Genomic DNA, 16,589 nt, shown 5'->3' on the forward strand with positions numbered 1-16,589 from the left:
TGCACCCTGACTTTGCGCTTCGGCCGGGCGCGCCTTGCCGGGCTTTGCCGCGCGGGGCGCAGCCGGTGATGCAGCGGCATCTGTGCGCAGCGCAGGGCTGTCGTCATTTTGCTTGCGCATGCTCAGCCCGATACGTTTGCGCAGCACGTCGATTTCGGTAACGCGCACGCGCACGACATCGCCCGCCTTCACCACCTCATGCGGGTCCTTGACGAATTTGTCGGCCAACTGGCTGACATGCACCAGCCCGTCCTGATGCACACCGATATCGACAAAGGCACCGAAGGCCGCAACATTGGTGACGGTCCCTTCCAGCGACATGCCGGGTTGGAGGTCGGTGATACTGTCGATCCCATCCGCAAAGGTCGCAGTTTTGAATGTCGGACGCGGGTCGCGACCCGGCTTTTCCAGTTCTGTCAGAATATCGCGCACGGTTGGCAGACCAAAGCTGTCATTGACGAATTGCTCGGCGCGCAGCTTTGACAATGCGCCGCTGTTGCCCATGATTTCGCGGATATCGCGGCCGCAGGCCTGCACGATTTCGCGCGCGACCCCGTAAGCCTCGGGGTGAACCGATGAGGCGTCCAGCGGATCGGTGCCGCCGGTGATCCGCAGGAAACCCGCGCATTGCTGGAATGCCTTTGGCCCCAGCCCCGCCACTTTCAACAGCGCCTTGCGGTTGGCAAAGGGCCCATGCGCGTCGCGATGTGCCACAACCGCCTGCGCCAGCGATGGCCCAAGCCCCGCGATATGCGACAACAGCGGCGCAGAGGCCATGTTAAGGTCCACACCGACCGCGTTCACCGCATCCTCGACCACGGCGGCAAGGCTTTGCGCCAGACGCCGCTGGTCCACGTCATGCTGATATTGGCCGACGCCGATGGCCTGCGGTTCGATCTTGACCAGTTCCGACAATGGGTCCTGCAGCCGGCGGGCGATGGACACGGCCCCACGGATCGACACATCGATATCAGGGAATTCCTGCGACGCTAGTTCAGAGGCTGAATAGACCGATGCCCCCGCCTCGGACACGATCACGGGGGTGGGGCGCGGGCTGCCTGTCGGCAGGGCCTTGATCACATCCGCCACCAGCCGTTCGGATTCCCGGCTGGCCGTGCCATTGCCGATGGCGATCAGGGCGACGCCATGTTTGCGGATCATCTGGGTCAGGGTGCTTTCGGCACCGCGTAGGTCCATGCGTGGCTGGAACGGATAGATGGTTGCGGTATCCAACAGCTTGCCTGTTTCATCCACGACGGCAATCTTGCACCCGGTCCTGATCCCCGGATCAAGGCCCAATGTCGCGCGCGCACCGGCAGGCGCGGCCAGCAGCAGATCGCGCAGGTTGCGTGCGAAGACGTCAATCGCGGCATCATGGGCGCGGCGGCGCAGATCCGCCATCAGATCCATGAACATCGACAGGCTGAGCTTTACGCTCCAGGCCCAACGCGCCGTCTCGCGCAGCCAGATATCGCCGGGGGCATCGCCATTGATCCCGATTTCGGCGGCGATGATCCCGATTGCGCGCGGCAGACCCGTTTCAGGCTCTGGCGCGATGTTAATTGTGACGATCTCTTCTTTCGAGGCGCGCAGGATCGCCAGCGCGCGATGCGCAGGAATGGTCGCCCAGCGTTCGCTATGGGCGAAATAATCGGAAAACTTCGCGCCGGTGTCTTCCTTTCCGGGTGAGACCTGCGAGGTGATCAGCGCCTCTTTCTGCATGAAGTCGCGCAACCGGCCCAGCAGGGCGGCATTTTCGCCCAGTTCTTCGACCAGAATGTCGCGCGCGCCATTCAGCGCGTCTTTTTCCGTTGGAACCGCTTCGTTCAGATAGGCCTTTGCCAAACCAACCGGATCAGCGGCGCGGTCGGCCAGGATGGCACGCAACAAAGGCTCCAGCCCGTTTTCGCGGGCGATCATGGCTTTGGTGCGACGTTTGGGTTTGAACGGCAGATACAGGTCTTCCAAAACGGATTTGGTATCCGCCGCCGCAATCGCGCGGCCTAGCGCATCGGTCAGTTTGCCCTGCGACGTGATCTCGGCCAGGATACTGGCACGGCGCTTTTCCAGATCGCGCAGGTAATCCAGCCGCTCAGCCAGCTTGCGCAACTGCGTATCGTCAAGCCCGCCTGTCGCCTCTTTTCGATACCGCGCCACGAAAGGCACCGTGTCGCCGCCATCCAGCAAGGCGACCGTCGCCGTGACCTGATCCGGGCGCGCGCCAATCTCGGCGGCAATTTTGCGGGCGATGCGGTCTGCGGTGGCGGTCATGCTCGGTTCCTTCATGGCTTCGGAAGCGTTGTGATAGCGGCACAGCCACGGGTCGCCAAGCCCATTCGCTAGAACCGGCGGCTTAGCCCCTGCGCGCCCGCCATGCCGAACCGCCAAGGCAGATCCTGCCCGCGCGTGATGCCGATGCGTGGTCCCGTCACGATGTCCGGGGCCGGGCCATCGCCGGGTTGCAACGCCATTTCGATGCCATCGAAGGGGCGGCCATCATCGGTGATCCGCACCTCCAGCGCCTGACACAGCCGGCCCGGCCCCGCACAAAGCGGGCCCACCGGACGGCGTTGTCGCATGATATCCACGCCGATGTCAGGTCGGATCGCGCGGATCAGCACCGCCTCACCGGGGCGACCGACGACATTGAGACACAGATGTATACCGTAGGACCGATAGACATAGGCATGACCGGGAAAACCGAACATCGCACGATTGCGCGGCGTGGGGCCACGAAAGCTGTGCGAAGCCGGATCGTGTCGCGCATAGGCCTCGGTCTCGATGATGGTGCCGCCGGTGCCACGCACGATCAGACGCGCCCCGATCAACGCCCGCGCCAGGGCGCAGGCGTCAAGATCGGGGTCGAAAGCGGGGGTGATTTTCATGCAGGCCCGGTGTTTGAACGGTTGAAACCCCGGCACATGCCGTGCGGGACATGACGGCATGTATGGTTTCACTTTGACCCGGACAAGCCCCGGCGGGGTCGCAGCGGGCCACCGCCCGGCTGATGACGGAAATTCCAGCAGACCGATTTGCGGGTGATTGCAATTCCTGACTAATTAAGTCTAGTATACCGCTCAAACGGGAAAGAATGAGCGGATCAGGCGATGTTACAGAAAGTGTCACTCAATCGCGCGTCCGACGCCGCTGCTGCCGATCCGGATCTTGCGTGTCATGATCTTTGCGTCGGCTATGGGGCGCAGCCGATCCTGAAAGATGTCAGCTTTACCGCGATGCGGGGCCAGATCACGGCGCTTGTCGGGCCCAATGGCTGTGGCAAGTCGACCTTGCTCAAGACGATGGCCCGCATACTCAAGCCGGAGAGCGGGAGCATATCGCTTTTCGGGACGGACATCACCCAGATTGCGACCCGCAAGATCGCGCAACGCATGGCCTTGCTGCCGCAAGGGCCAGTCGCGCCCGAGGGGCTCACCGTCAGAGAACTTGTCGCGCAGGGGCGCTTTCCCCATCAGACACTGCTGCGGCAATGGACGCGCGAAGATGCACGCGCGGTGGATGACGCGATGGCGGTGACGCATGTTGCGGACCTGGCGGACCGGCCGGTGATGGCGCTTTCGGGCGGGCAAAGGCAACGTTGCTGGATCGCCATGGTTCTGGCGCAGCAGACGGATATCATCCTGCTGGATGAACCGACCACCTTTCTTGATCTGCGGGTGCAGGTCGATATCATGACGCTGCTGCGCGATATCGCGCGCCAGAGAAACCGCACCCTTGTTGTTGTGCTGCATGAGCTGAATATCGCCGCCGCCTTTGCCGACAAGATCGTGATGATGCGCGACGGGCAGATCGTGCAGGAAGGACCGCCCGACAGCACCGTATCTGCCACCGCCCTGCGCGCGGTGTTCGATCTGGATGCACAGGTGATCGCCGACCCAGAGACGGGACGCCCGGTCTGCATTCCCCGCACCGGACGGGTGGTGGATGGCGGGTTGCCTGTCGCGTGATGCTGCTGCGTGTTCCGTTTCTTGGCGCAGCCATTGTGCTGGGCATGATCTGCCTTTTTTTCCTGTGGCATATCGCGGTCGGGGCCAAGCCTATCGCGCTGCTCACCGTGGCCGAGGCGCTGTGGTCGTTCGACCGCACCGATTTCGATCATGTCGTGATCCGCAACCTGCGTCTGCCCCGCGCGGTTTATGCAGTGACGGTCGGCGCGTCGCTGTCGGTCGCCGGTGCGCTGATGCAGGGCGTCACGCGCAATCCGCTGGCAGAGCCGGGTTTGCTGGGCCTGCTGGCGGGTGCATCTTTCGCCGTTGTCGCCGCGGTAGGGTTCTTTGGCCTTGCATCGCCGGTCTGGACCCCCGCTGTGGCCGCAATTGGCGCCTTGGCGGGTGCGGCCCTGGTCTGGACAATCGCGGCGCGCGTGCCGGGCGGTGCCACGCCTTTGTCGCTGATCCTTTCGGGTGCGGCGGTCACGGCGTTTCTGGGCGCGTTGATCACCTTGATGCAATTGCTGGATGAACAGACCTTCGAAAGCCTGCGCGTCTGGCTGACCGGCACGCTGGCAGGGCGGCGGGTCGATGTCTTCCTGTGGTGTCTGCCATGGTTTGCGCTGGGGCTAGCGATGGCTTTTGCCGTCGCGCGTCAGGTGACGGCGTTGGCGATGGGCGAGGAAACCGCCATCGGGCTGGGCGTCGATCTGCGCAGGCTCAAAATCACCGTGCTGCTGTGCGTCGTGGTGCTGACGGCGGCGTCGGTGGCCGTGGCCGGTCCGATGGGCTTTGTCGGGCTGGTCATCCCGCATGTCGCACGCCTGCTGGTCGGGTCGGATTATCGCCGGATCATTCCCTATTCGGCCGGGCTTGGCGCGGCCTATCTGTTGGTGGTCGATATTGCCGCGCGCATGGTGCTGGCGCCTGTCGAAGTGTCGACCGGGATCGTGACCGCGCTGTTGGGCGCGCCCTTTTTCGTCTGGCTGGTCAGGACGCGGCTATGACAGCACCATTGGTTCTGCGCAGCCGCAACGAAGCCGTCGCCATCGCCGTGCCGCTGAAAGGCGCGCTCGTCGCGGTGCTGCTCTGTGTCGCGGTGCTGGTGATCGTCGCGATCAGCCTGATGTCGGGGAGTTATCCACTGGACCTGCCGGGCGTCTGGCAGACGCTGACAGGCACCCCGCCCGACGGAACCGCAGCCACGGTCGTCTGGCAATTTCGGTTTCCGCGCCTGCTGACATCCTTGCTGGTCGGGATGCTGCTGGGCCTGTCGGGGGCGATCCTGCAGAATGTCACGCTGAACCCGCTGGCCGACCCGTCGCTGGTCGGTGTCAGCCAGGGAGCCTCTTTCGCGGTGGTCGCTGTGATCGTCGCCTTCCCGCAGGCGGACGGGCCGCTGCGCCCGCTTTATGCCTTTGGGGGCGCGCTGACTGTCGCGGCTTTGATCCAGTGGATCGCGATGAAACGGGCAGGCGGAGCGACGATGCGCTTTATCCTGACCGGTATCGGGATCGCGGCGTTCATTTCGGCGATCACCTCGGCCTTGCTGACCTATGGGCGGGTCGATCAGGCACTGTCCGCGCTGGGCTGGCTTGCCGGAAGCATCCACGCCTCGGGCTGGGGCGAGGTCCGTTCGCTGTCGTTGACGGCGCTGGTGATGCTGCCTGCGCTGATCTGGGCGGCAGGGCCGATGCGGGCGCTGCGTTTCGGGCCGGATGTGGCCACCGGGCTAGGCGTCTCGGTGCGCGGCACACGGATCGTCCTGATCACGCTGGCGGTCGCGCTGGCGGCTGTGGCGGTGTCGGCGGTCGGCCCGCTTGGCTTTGTCGGGCTGATCGCGCCGCATCTGGCGCGGCGGATGGTGCAGACGGGGCTGGGCCTGCATCTGATCCTGACCGCGCTGACCGGCGCAATCATGGTCGCGGGGGCTGATCTGCTGGGCCGGGCGTTGTTCGCGCCCGTCCAGATCCCGGCGGGGATCGTCACGGCGCTGGTCGGGGTGCCGATCTTTGTTCTGGTGCTGCTGCGCTCTCAGGCGCGCACGCAGCTTTGACCAAGGTCAAATTCCTCTTGAAATATTAATCTGACTAAATTACTCAACTATCAGCCACGGCGTCACGCCCAGCCAGTTCATGCTCACGTCACCGGCCCAGATATCGGGCCAGAACCGGATCAATGATGCGCCTGCCGTTGCTTTTCCTTGCCCTTTGCCTTGCGACACCTGCCGCAGCGCTGGATTGTCCCGATGGGCAACGCGCGTTCACACATCAGGCGGGCGAAACCTGTATCCCCAGTGCCCCGCAACGGATCGTGTCGCTGCGCGAAGACCGGATCACCACGGCGCTGCTGGATATCGGCGCGCCGATCATCGGCACCGCGATGAGCAGGATGGACGATGGCAGCAGCTATGTGCGCGGGGCGTCCGACATCTTTGGTCAGGATGTCGTCGATGCCGCCAATCTGCTGGATCTCGGCAGTCACAACCCGCCTGATCTGGAGGCGGTGGCCGCCGCGCAGCCCGATCTTATCTTTGCGATGGATTACCAATCCGAAGCGCTGGCGCAATTGTCGGCGATTGCGCCCACACTGATCGTGCCGGTGAACCAGCCCTATCTGGACTATCTTGCCTGGCTGGCGGATGCGGCGGGCATGGCGGATAGTTTCGCCACAGATCTCGCGCGCTATGAAGCCCGGATCGCAACCGCCCGCGCGACGATTGGCGATCCTTCCGCGATCACGGTGTCGCGGTTTGATCTTTGGGATGACGGTTTGTGGTTTTACCCCAATTGGGGCGCTATCGATCAGGTGATCGATGATCTTGGGTTTGACCGGCCCGCCGTCCAGGCCGAAGCAGCAGAGAATATCAGCGGGATGAGTTTCGAAAGGATCGCAGCCTTCGACGGGGATATTGTCCTGTCCAGCCGCGCGCCGCGCTTTGGCCAGTCAACCGAAATGCTGCAGGATCAATGGGACAGCGTCGCACCCTTCTGGCGCGATCTGCCCGGTGTCGCGGCGGGCAATCATTATTGGTATGACCGCGATATCTGGGTCGGTTATTCCTTCGCCTCGCTGGACGCGGTGATCGACGGGCTGGTGCTGCTGACAGCGGGCCGGGGGGTTGAATGACCCATCCCGCGCCTTTTGGCACCGCGCAGCCCCGGTTCTGCACCGAACATAGCCTTGCCGCGGGTGAACCGCTTGCTGGCTGGGGCGCGCATCCCGCACGCAACATCCTGATCCGCTGGCCCAAGGGCAAATGGCGGCATTCGCTGCGCATCGCCGCCGATATGGGCGACGCGGTCGAGGTCGCGATTGCGCGGGCCGTCGATGCAGGCTGGCGGATCAACCTGATCGACCGCAAGGGCGAGCCGGATGAGCGCCTGCGCGTTTTCGTCTTTCCCGATGGACTTGCCTTTGATCTTGATCCGGCAAGCCTGCCTGCCTTTCTGGATGCCGTGCCGCTGGGCCAGGATGCGTTGCAACCCTTTGCGCCGGTGCCGGTGCGATCCGCGCTGATCCTTTGCTGCACCCATGGCCAGCATGATGCCTGCTGCGCCAAATGGGGCTTTGCGACCTACAAGGCCTTGGCGGCCGCAGCGGCCGGACGCGACGATTTCGACATCTGGGAAGCGACGCATCTGGGCGGCTGCCGCTTTGCGGGCGGTGTGCTCGTGCTGCCCGCATTGCGCAAATACGGCCGTGTCCGTGCCGAACATGGAGCCGCCCTGCTGGACGCCGAGGCACAGGGGCGGGCCTATCTGCCCTGCTATCGCGGGGCGAGCGATCTGCACCCCGCCGCACAGGCCGCCGAGGTTGCGGGCTTGCAGCATCTGGCAGCACTGGGTCATTACGGCGTGCCAAAGGTCCGCCAGATCGCAGAGCACGCCTATGACGTCACCTTGCCCGGCGGCGCTGCCTGCGTCCATGTCACGCCGGACGAGGTCAGGTCTTATGGCGCCTGCGCCGACCTGAAAGCCGCCGCGCCGCTGACACCCAAGACGGTTTGGCGCGGCGATGTCCATTCTGCTGCAACAAAGGTTTCGTGATGATGGTGATCACACGCAAACGCCTTTTGGTTCTTGCCAGCCTTTGGCTTGCGTCCCCGCTGGCGGCGCAGGAATTTCCGCTGACCATCGAACATAAATTCGGCACCACGATCATCCCCGCAAGGCCTGACCGGGTCGCCAGCCTTGATTACGGCGGCATCGACAATCTGCTGGCGGTCGGCGTGTCACCCGTGACGGTGCGCCGATGGCGGCCGATGGATGGCTTTGCCTTCACCGCAGGCCCCTGGGCCGCCGGTCTGATGACGCGCGAACCGGTGCTGCTGGATGCCGAACTTGATCTGGAAACGATTGCCCGTACCAATCCTGACGTGATCATCGCGCTTTATGCGGGGATCGATGCGGCCATCTACGACAAACTCAGCCTGATCGCCCCGGTTGTCGCCGTGCCCGAAGGCGTTGGCGATTACGCGCTGCCTTGGGATGAACGCGCCCTGCTGGCCGCCCGCGCAGTCGGACAAGAGCCGGAGGCCGCGCGCCGGATCACCGCGATCCGTGACAGGCTGGCGCACATCAAGGCCGATCATCCGCATTGGGCCGGGCAGACGGCGGTGATCGCGAGCTTTTCTGACGGGGTCGCCACCGCCTATACCCGCCATGACGGGCGCACGACCTTCATTCTGGATCTGGGATTCGCGCTGCCCAGCGCGTTGGACGACCTGTCTGACGATCAGACGTTTTCGCGACATCTGTCGCCAGAGGATATCGCCCCGATCGATGCGGATGTCCTGCTTTGGTACAGCGGCGCGGACCAGCGCCACGAGATTGAAACCTATCCCGCGCGCCCTTTCCTGCGCGCGCACCAGACCGGGGGCGAGGTTTTCCTGCCAGACGAGGTGATCGCGGCCTTCGCGCGGCTGTCGCTTTTGTCGATCCCGGTAATGATCGAAGCGATGGTCCCACTGCTGCAGGCCGCAGCCGATGGCGACCCCGCCACCCCTGTTCCCCTTGATTGAAAGTCCATGACAATGCGCATTCCAGCCTTGTTTCTTGCGGTCCTTGCCCTGCCAGCGCAGGCGCAGGATTTCCCACAGACGATCCCCCATAAATTCGGCAGCGCCGAGATTGCGGCGCAGCCTGACCGGATCGCCACACTTGATTTTGCCGGTGCTGATGATCTGCTGGCCCTTGGGGTGCAGCCCGTGCTGATCCGCAATTGGTATGGCGATTATCCCCGCGCGGTCTGGCCCTGGGCCGAAGACCTGTTGCAAGGTGCGCCGGACATCCTGCGCGGGGATCTGAACGCCGAGCAGGTCGCGGCGGCGGCACCCGATGTCATCCTTTCGCTGTGGTCCGGCATCACGGATGCGGAATATGCGCAACTTGCCCGCATCGCGCCCGTGGTCGCGGTGCCCGAAGGCGTGGGCGATTATGCCTTGCCGTGGGATGAACGCGCGGTGATCGCTGGCCGCGCCATCGGGCGCGAGGCCGAAGCGCAGGCGCAGGTCGATGCGATCCATCAGCAACTGGCTGATATCGCGGCGGCCCATCCCGAATGGCAGGGCAAGACGGCGGTGACGGCCAGCGCATTCGATGGGACAGTCGGGGCATATACGTCGCAGGATGTGCGTCCGCAGTTGTTGGAACAGCTAGGTTTTGTCACACCGCAACAGATCGACAGCCGCACCGACGGCAATGATTTCTGGGTGACCCTGTCGCACGAGGACCTGTCGCCGCTCGATGCCGACCTGCTGATCTGGATCAGTTCCGACGGCGGCTTTACCGAGGTCGAAAGCCTTGTCGCGCGCCCCTTCCTGACCGCGCACACAGAGGGGCACGAGGTTTTGCTGGGCAAGGAAATGTCCGGTGCCTTTAGCCATGCATCGTTGTTGTCGCTGCCTTTCCTGATCGACCGGCTGGTGCCGATGATCGAAGCCGCACTTGACGATGACCCACAGACCCATGCGGACGACCGCTGAACTTCAAAGGAAAACAGATGAAACGTGCAATCGCCATCTTTGCCACGCTTGCAGCCCTGACCCAACAGGCCAACGCGCAGGACACGCGGGTGTTCACCGACGATACCGGGACCGAGGTCACGATCCCCATGACCCCGCAGCGGATCGTTTCGCTGCATGACAGCGTGCTGACCGTGTCCATGCTGGAACTGGGCGTCACGCCAGTGGGCAGCATGGGCCGCGTTGATCAGGACGGCGTACCGTTCATCCGGTCCGCCAAGACCCTGACCGGCGTTGATTTCGACAATGCCGATATCACCTTCGTGGGTGCCTTTCCCGTCGATCTGGAGGCGATTGCGGCACTGAACCCCGATCTGATCCTGACAACGCAATGGCAGCAGGCCCCTGTCGATCAATTGCGCCAGATCGCGCCCACCGTGCTGATCGATTATACCGCGCGCGGTGACTGGGGCACCTATGCGACGGTCGCCGATATCGTGGGCCAAGCGGCGCAGATCGACACGATGGAGGCACGCTATGCTGCCGCCATCGCGCAGATCCGCGAAAGGATCGACACGGAAAATATCGTGGTCAGCACCATCCACGCGAAAGAAGACAGCCTGTTCGTCTTCAACCCCTACGGCAATATCGGACGTGTGCTTTACGATGCAGGCTTTGCGCAGCCGCAGGCGGTGCTTGACGTGCCGCTGAACGATTTCGCCGAGATGAGCGGCGAATTGCTGCCGCAGTTCGACGGCGATTTCATCATCACCACCTTCAACGGCTCGGTCGCGGATACGCCGGATGATGTGCGCGGGTTTTTCGAAAACCTCGTGCCGGGCTATTGCGATCTGCTGCATGCCTGCCGGTCCGGGCAGATGTATATCATCCCGCGCGAAGAAGCCTCTGCCTCGACCTATGATGCGCTGCTTGCCACTGCCTATACGATCCAGTCGATCATCGGTGGCAGTGAATTTGACCCGATGCCATGACCCTGCATGCCCCGATCCTGCCGCCTGACGCCGACGCGATACTTGCCAGCGCGCTGCCCGTGATGGGCCCGCTGCCGCAGGATGCGTTATGTCTGGCGGCGCTGGGCCATGACGCACAGCTTTGCGCTGTGGCTGTCGCGGAAGAATTGCGGCAGGAACCGGGGCTGGATGCGAAGGGCTGCGGCGCCTATCTGGTGAACCGGCTTGGCTGGTCGCTGGGCCGGGCGCTGGCCGCGATGGACCTGTCCGGGCGTGACATGACACGCCTTGATCCTGCGGGCATCGGTTTCGTGACCGAACTGAAACAGGACATCTACGAAGGGCAGCCCTATGTCTATCTGGACACCAAGGTCACGGTCAGCCCCTGCCATGACGGCGCGACACTGCCCGCGCCAGAGCTTGCCAGGTTGTACGAGACCCTGTTCACGCCGATGATCGCGGGCGTCAGCGCGGCCTGCACGCTTGGCCCCGGCGCGCTGTGGCGGCTGGTGACGGATGGGATCGCCCTTGGCTATCTGAGCATCGGGCAGGATTGCGGCAGGCAGGAACCGGCCATCGCACGCGCAGAAGCGATCCTGAAACAGCCCGGAACCCGGCTATATGCCAGACAGCTTAATTTTCTGAAACTAACGCTCGCCCCGGAAGAAAGCCCGACAGGCACCGCGATCAGCGATACGTTTCGCGAACGCGCGGGTTGCTGCCGCTATTACACGACCGCGCGCAGCGAGGGGACCTATTGCAGCACCTGCATCCATCGCAAGGACCGGCCAGAACGGCTGCGGCTGGCCTTGCTGCACCGCGCGCGTCTGGCGGCCGGATTGCCCGGCCTTGTGTGAGGATGCCCGCCCGGAAATTGCGCGGACAAGGGTCACGCACCCACAGACCATTGATGCAGCGCGTCGATGACACCCTGCGACAGGCTTTGTAAGTGTTCCGTCAATGCGATGGCGGGGCAGGGCGCTTTCAGCACCCCTTTCATGTCCGCCATGGTAAAGCTGTTCGCCGCCGTCAGCTTTTGCAGTTCTGACCAGGTCACAGGCACCGCCACTGGCGCACCGGGTCGGGCGCGTAGGGAATAAGGCGCAATCGCCGTCGCCCCGCGTTCATTGCGCAGCCAGTCGATGAATATCCGCCCCTTGCGTTTCGATTTCGACATGGTGGCGGTATAGCGGTCGGGGTGCCGCGCGGCCATGACATGCGCAAAGGTCTTGGCGAACAGTTTGACACTGTCCCAACTGTGGCTGCGCCGCAGCGGCAGCCAGACATGCACGCCCTTGCCGCCCGTGACGATTGCCCCGGATGTCAGGCCCAGACCAGCCAGCGCATCGCGGATTTCAAGACTGGCGGCTTGCACCGCCGGCCATCCCAGCCCTTCGTCAGGGTCCAGATCGAACACCAGCCTGTCGGGCCGGTCCAGCCTGTCTTTACGCGCGCCCCAGATATGAAATTCCAGCGTGCCCATCTGGGCCGCCGCGATCAGGCTTTCCGGCTTTGTCGCAAACAGGTATTCCGCGCGGTTGCCATCGCTTTCATCGATCATAACCTTGGACAGCGCGTCGGGCATCCCGCCCGAATTGTGTTTCTGAAAAAAACACTGCCCGTCAATACCGGAAGGGCAGCGGAACAGCGACAAGGGCCGATGCCCGGCAAGGGCGATCATCCGGTCCCCGACCAGATCAAGATGCCGCGCCACGTCGCCCTTGGTGCAGCCGGCGTCGGGATAGACTTTTCTGTCCGCATTGCTGATCCGGACGCCACGAAGGGTGGTTTCCATGGTGCTCTCCTGTGGTTTTTCGACATGGACCTCTTGTGCGGTTTTGTCATCGCGCAGGCCCAGAAACGCCGCGTGGCGCAGGTGTCCGTCTGCGGTGAATTCTGCATAGCTGATTTCCGCCACCAGATCGGCGCGCACCCAGACGGCATCGCGCGCAATGTCAGGCGGCACGTCAGACACAGCAGGGGTCTTGCGCGGCGTCATCGCAGCTGACAGATCGTCAAGCGTATCCTCGGAAAACCCGGTGCCCACACGTCCCTTGTAGCGAAGTTTGCCATCCTCGCGGCTGGCGACAAGCAAGGACGCAAAGGGCCGTCCGGTCTTGTCCGATGGCGAATAGCCGACGATCACGAATTCCTGCCTGCGCGTGCATTTGATCTTGAGCCAGTTTTTGCTGCGCGTCCCGCGGTAGGGTGCGTCAATGCGTTTGCTGATGATCCCCTCGGCCCCCGATTTGCAGGCCTGTGCGAAAACGTCGGGGCCGTGGCCGATGATCTGTTCGCTTAGCCGCAGCGGGCCGGTGGCGGGCAACCCCGCCATCAATGTGGCCAGTTTTTCACGGCGGATGTGCTGCGGGTCGCGGCGCAGATCCTTGTCGTCCAGCGCCAGCAGATCGAAGGCGAAATAGACCAGGGGCGCGCCGGATTTCAGCGCGCGTTGCAGCGATGAAAAGGCGGACCCATCGATCCGCGCCGCCATCACCTCGCCGTCCAGCAATGCGGCATCGCAAGGCAATGGATCAAACGCCGATGCCAGCGGCTGAAAACGATCAGTCCAGTCCTGACCGGACCGGGTATAGAGCCGCACACCGCCTTTCCCCAAGGCGGCGAGACAGCGATAGCCGTCGAATTTCGTCTCATGCGCCCAGTCGTCGCCGTCAGGGGCCGTGGCGACCAGCGTGGCAAGTTGCGGCTTGACGAAGGCCGGGCGCTTTTTGCGGTGGACAGGGGCAGGGGCCTTGCGCGGGGCGGCACCTTTGGCGATGTCCTCCATACTGCGGCCTGTCGTGACAGAAACGGCGGTGCCGTTGGTCAGCGCGTCCGGATCATCCCCAGCGTCATCATCGCGTTCCTTGATCAACAGCCAGTTTTCGCGCTTTTCCGCACCGCGCATCCGCACCAATGTCCAGCCGCCGCGCATATTGTGGCCATGCAGCGTGAATTTCAGCTTGCCCTGTGCCAGCCCTTTTTCAACGTCATCTTGCGGTGTCCAGGTTCCCTGATCCCACAGCATCACCGTGCCTGCGCCATAATGTCCTTTGGGGATGGTGCCTTCGAAATCGCCGTAATCAAGCGGGTGATCCTCGGTCCGCACCGCCAGCCGCTTTTCCGCCGGGGATGTAGACGGGCCACGCGTGACCGCCCAGCTCAGCAGGACACCGCCCCATTCCAGTCTAAAGTCATAATGCAGCCGGGTCGCAGCATGTTTCTGCACCACGAAACGCGAGGCACCTTTGCCCCGGGCGACTGCGCCACGCGGTTCATCGGTATGATCAAAATCGCGCTTGGTGTTGTAGACGGCCAGTCTGTCGGGGGCTTTGGGCATTTAAGACGCCTTTTTGCGCGGCGCTTTCCTTTTGCCTGCTTCTTTCAGGCTTTCCTTGAGCGCGCTCATCAGATCGATGACGTTTTCGCCCTGATCGTCGCTGTCCCCCTGCCCTTTGACGCGGGGGGTCTTTTTGTTCTTCAACTTGGCATCCAGAATGGCCTGCATCGCCTCGGCGTATTTGTCGGTATAGGCGGCGGCGTCGAAGGGTGCGGTCTTGCGGGCGATCAGGGATGTCGCGACCTCCAGCAGGTCCTTGTCGGCCTTCTTTTCGGTCATATCGGTAAAGATACTGTCGGCTTCGCGCAATTCGTCCTGATAATGCAGGGTTTCCATCAACAGCCCGTCGCCGCAGGGTTTCACTGCAGCCAGATATTCCTTGCCCCGCATTGTCACCTGACCAAGACCCACCTTGCCCGACGCGCGCAAGGCGTCACGGACAACGCGGTAGGCGTCCTGCGCCAGTTCATCAGAGGCCGCGATGTAATAGGGTTTGTTGAAATACAGCGGCGAGATTTCATGCGCATCCACGAACTGCACCAGTTCGAATGTCTTTTTCGTCTTCAGCTTGATCGCATCGATTTCTTCGGGATCAAGCAGGATATATTCGTCGCTGTTGACCTCATAGCCTTTGACGATGTCTTCTGTTTTGACCGGGCCTATCCCGGCCACCGATTTTTCATAGCGAATCCGCTTACCTGACGGTTTGTGGATCTGGCGGAATGACACACGCGCGCCGGTTTTCGTTGCCGAAAAGATTTCGACCGGGATCGACACCAGTGAAAGGCGAAGTTGCCCTTTCCAAAGCGCGCGGGGTGCCATCGGGATGTCCTTTCATTGCCGTCGAGTGACAGGAAAACCGATGTAGCCGCGTTTTGTTCCCCGACGGACCGGCAGCGGTGGTTCACCCCGCCGCTGCGCTTTGGCGGGGCATTGCCCTGGTCACTCAGGCGGCGGCGCGCCCTTCTTGAACCGCGTGGCAGGCCACACCGTTGATCACCTTTGGCACCTCGCGCATGCAGCGGTCATTGGCCAAAGGACAGCGCGGATGAAAGGCGCAGCCGGACGGCGGGTCGATGGGCGATGGAATTTCGCCCTCGACCTGTTTGCGCCTGCGACCCGCCATTTCGATATCGGGGACCGCGTCCAGCAACATCCGCGTATAGGGATGTTGCGGCGCGTCGAACAAAGCGCCTGCCTCGGCGATTTCGGCCAGACGGCCCAGATACAGCACGCCGATATCATTGGCCATATGCCGCACGACCTGCAGATTGTGCGAAATGAACACATAGGTCAGACCCAGATCCTTTTGCAGATCCTTCATCAGGTTCAGGATCTGCGCCTGCACCGACACATCCAGTGCCGATGTCGGTTCGTCGCAGACGATGAAATCGGGGTTTGCCGCCAGCGCGCGGGCAATCGCGATACGCTGGCGCTGGCCGCCGGAAAACTGATGCGGGAATTTTATGCCATCTTCGGGAGCCAGCCCCACCAATGTCAGCAATTCGCCCACCCGCAGCCGCTGAGCGCGCTTGTCCATGCTGCGTTCAAACACGCGCAAGGGTTCGGCGACAATATCGAACACGCGCCAGCGTGGGTTCAGGCTGGCCAGCGGGTCCTGAAAGATCATTTGGAACCGACGGCGCAGGGCGCGGGCCTTGGCCCCCTTCAGCCCGTTTTTCAGCGATGTGCCGTCAAAGACGATATCGCCCTTGCTGGGTTCCAGCAGGCCGACAATCAGCTTTGCGATGGTGGATTTGCCTGATCCGCTTTCGCCGACAAGGGCAAAGGTTTCGCCCTTTTTGACGGTAAAGCTGACATCATCGACGGCGTTGACGTAGAGTTTGCCGGTGCCTTCGATCTTGCGGTTCAGCCAGGGTTGCGACACGTCAAAGCGGCGCGACAGGCCGCGGACATCAAGAAGCGTCTGGGTCATTCTGCCAAGCGCCTTTCATCAGTGAAAGATTGGGTGCCGTCCTGCGGCGGATAAAGCCAGCAGGCCGCCTGCCGGCCCGGCGCGATCGCGGTGGGCTGCGGCTGGTCGATCCGGCATTTGTCCATCACATGCGGACAGCGCGGGTTGAAGGCGCAGCCGCGTGGAATGGCGGACAGGCGTGGCATGGAGCCGGGGATCTGCGTCAGCCGGTCAAGGTTCGCGCCAAGCCGGGGAATGGCTCCCATCAGGCCTGCGGAATAGGGATGTTTGGCATCCTTGATCACATCGCGCACCGGGCCAATTTCGGCGATCCGGCCTGCGTACATCACCGCCACCCGGTCGGCGGTTTCGGCGATGACCCCCATGTCATGCGTGACCAGCATGATGGCGGCGCCGTTCTCGGCGCAGAGCCGTTTCATCACATCGATAA

15 protein-coding genes are annotated in these 16,589 nt (G+C 63.0%); 9 read left to right on the forward strand and 6 right to left on the reverse strand.

Annotated elements, in window-relative coordinates:
* Together ACK4TM_RS07185 and ACK4TM_RS07190 are read right to left on the reverse strand one after the other, a co-directional pair.
* On the reverse strand, window positions 1-2,271 hold a 2,271-nt coding region (locus ACK4TM_RS07185; RefSeq protein WP_409698914.1), incomplete at its 3' end, for a Tex family protein.
* A 68-nt stretch (window positions 2,272-2,339) separates the two neighbouring features.
* Window positions 2,340-2,885 (reverse strand): DNA-3-methyladenine glycosylase, encoded by a 546-nt coding sequence (locus ACK4TM_RS07190; RefSeq protein ID WP_409698917.1) that lies wholly within the window; start codon window positions 2,883-2,885, stop codon window positions 2,340-2,342.
* Between the two features lie 222 nt (window positions 2,886-3,107).
* On the opposite strand from ACK4TM_RS07190, the gene ACK4TM_RS07195 reads away from it, so the two are divergent.
* From ACK4TM_RS07195 to ACK4TM_RS07235, 9 genes are all read left to right on the forward strand, one after another.
* Complete coding sequence (locus ACK4TM_RS07195; protein ID WP_409698920.1) at window positions 3,108-3,965, forward strand: ABC transporter ATP-binding protein; 858 nt, start codon at window positions 3,108-3,110, stop codon at window positions 3,963-3,965.
* The gene (locus ACK4TM_RS07200; RefSeq protein ID WP_409698923.1) at window positions 3,965-4,954 is read left to right on the forward strand and encodes a FecCD family ABC transporter permease; all 990 of its coding nucleotides are present in this window, start codon (window positions 3,965-3,967) and stop codon (window positions 4,952-4,954) included. The genes ACK4TM_RS07195 and ACK4TM_RS07200 overlap by 1 nt, the downstream gene beginning before the upstream one ends.
* Window positions 4,951-6,003: a FecCD family ABC transporter permease gene (locus tag ACK4TM_RS07205; protein WP_409698926.1), complete on the forward strand. Its 1,053-nt coding sequence runs from the start codon at window positions 4,951-4,953 to the stop codon at window positions 6,001-6,003. Before ACK4TM_RS07200 ends, ACK4TM_RS07205 begins: the two co-directional genes overlap by 4 nt.
* Before the next feature lie 125 nt (window positions 6,004-6,128).
* Window positions 6,129-7,076, forward strand: a complete 948-nt coding sequence (locus ACK4TM_RS07210) for an ABC transporter substrate-binding protein (RefSeq protein ID WP_409698929.1) — start codon at window positions 6,129-6,131, stop codon at window positions 7,074-7,076.
* The gene (locus tag ACK4TM_RS07215) at window positions 7,073-7,996 is read left to right on the forward strand and encodes a sucrase ferredoxin (protein WP_409698932.1); all 924 of its coding nucleotides are present in this window, start codon (window positions 7,073-7,075) and stop codon (window positions 7,994-7,996) included. The genes ACK4TM_RS07210 and ACK4TM_RS07215 overlap by 4 nt, the downstream gene beginning before the upstream one ends.
* A complete protein-coding gene (locus ACK4TM_RS07220) occupies window positions 7,996-8,970 on the forward strand; it encodes an ABC transporter substrate-binding protein (RefSeq protein WP_409698935.1) in 975 nt (324 codons plus the stop codon). Before ACK4TM_RS07215 ends, ACK4TM_RS07220 begins: the two co-directional genes overlap by 1 nt.
* Before the next feature lie 6 nt (window positions 8,971-8,976).
* Window positions 8,977-9,933 carry an ABC transporter substrate-binding protein gene (locus tag ACK4TM_RS07225; RefSeq protein WP_409698938.1) on the forward strand — a complete coding sequence of 319 codons (957 nt, stop codon included), beginning with the start codon at window positions 8,977-8,979 and terminating at the stop codon, window positions 9,931-9,933.
* A 17-nt stretch (window positions 9,934-9,950) separates the two neighbouring features.
* Window positions 9,951-10,904 (forward strand): ABC transporter substrate-binding protein, encoded by a 954-nt coding sequence (locus tag ACK4TM_RS07230; protein WP_409698941.1) that lies wholly within the window; start codon window positions 9,951-9,953, stop codon window positions 10,902-10,904.
* Window positions 10,901-11,740: a hypothetical protein gene (locus tag ACK4TM_RS07235; protein WP_409698944.1), complete on the forward strand. Its 840-nt coding sequence runs from the start codon at window positions 10,901-10,903 to the stop codon at window positions 11,738-11,740. The genes ACK4TM_RS07230 and ACK4TM_RS07235 overlap by 4 nt, the downstream gene beginning before the upstream one ends.
* Before the next feature lie 32 nt (window positions 11,741-11,772).
* Here ACK4TM_RS07235 and ligD read toward each other — a convergent pair whose 3' ends face one another.
* The 4 genes from ligD to ACK4TM_RS07255 all read right to left on the reverse strand — a co-directional run.
* Window positions 11,773-14,223, reverse strand: a complete 2,451-nt coding sequence (ligD, locus tag ACK4TM_RS07240; RefSeq protein ID WP_409698947.1) for a DNA ligase D — start codon at window positions 14,221-14,223, stop codon at window positions 11,773-11,775.
* Window positions 14,224-15,045, reverse strand: coding sequence for a Ku protein (locus ACK4TM_RS07245; RefSeq protein ID WP_409698950.1), 822 nt, complete (start codon window positions 15,043-15,045; stop codon window positions 14,224-14,226). It lies immediately after the preceding gene.
* A gap of 124 nt (window positions 15,046-15,169) precedes the next feature.
* Window positions 15,170-16,159, reverse strand: coding sequence for an ABC transporter ATP-binding protein (locus ACK4TM_RS07250; RefSeq protein WP_409698953.1), 990 nt, complete (start codon window positions 16,157-16,159; stop codon window positions 15,170-15,172).
* Window positions 16,156-16,589: oligopeptide/dipeptide ABC transporter ATP-binding protein (locus ACK4TM_RS07255; RefSeq protein ID WP_409698956.1), on the reverse strand; the 434-nt coding region annotated here is incomplete at its 5' end. The genes ACK4TM_RS07250 and ACK4TM_RS07255, both read right to left, overlap by 4 nt.

This window comes from Yoonia sp. (assembly GCF_046292185.1).
Lineage (GTDB): Bacteria > Pseudomonadota > Alphaproteobacteria > Rhodobacterales > Rhodobacteraceae > Yoonia.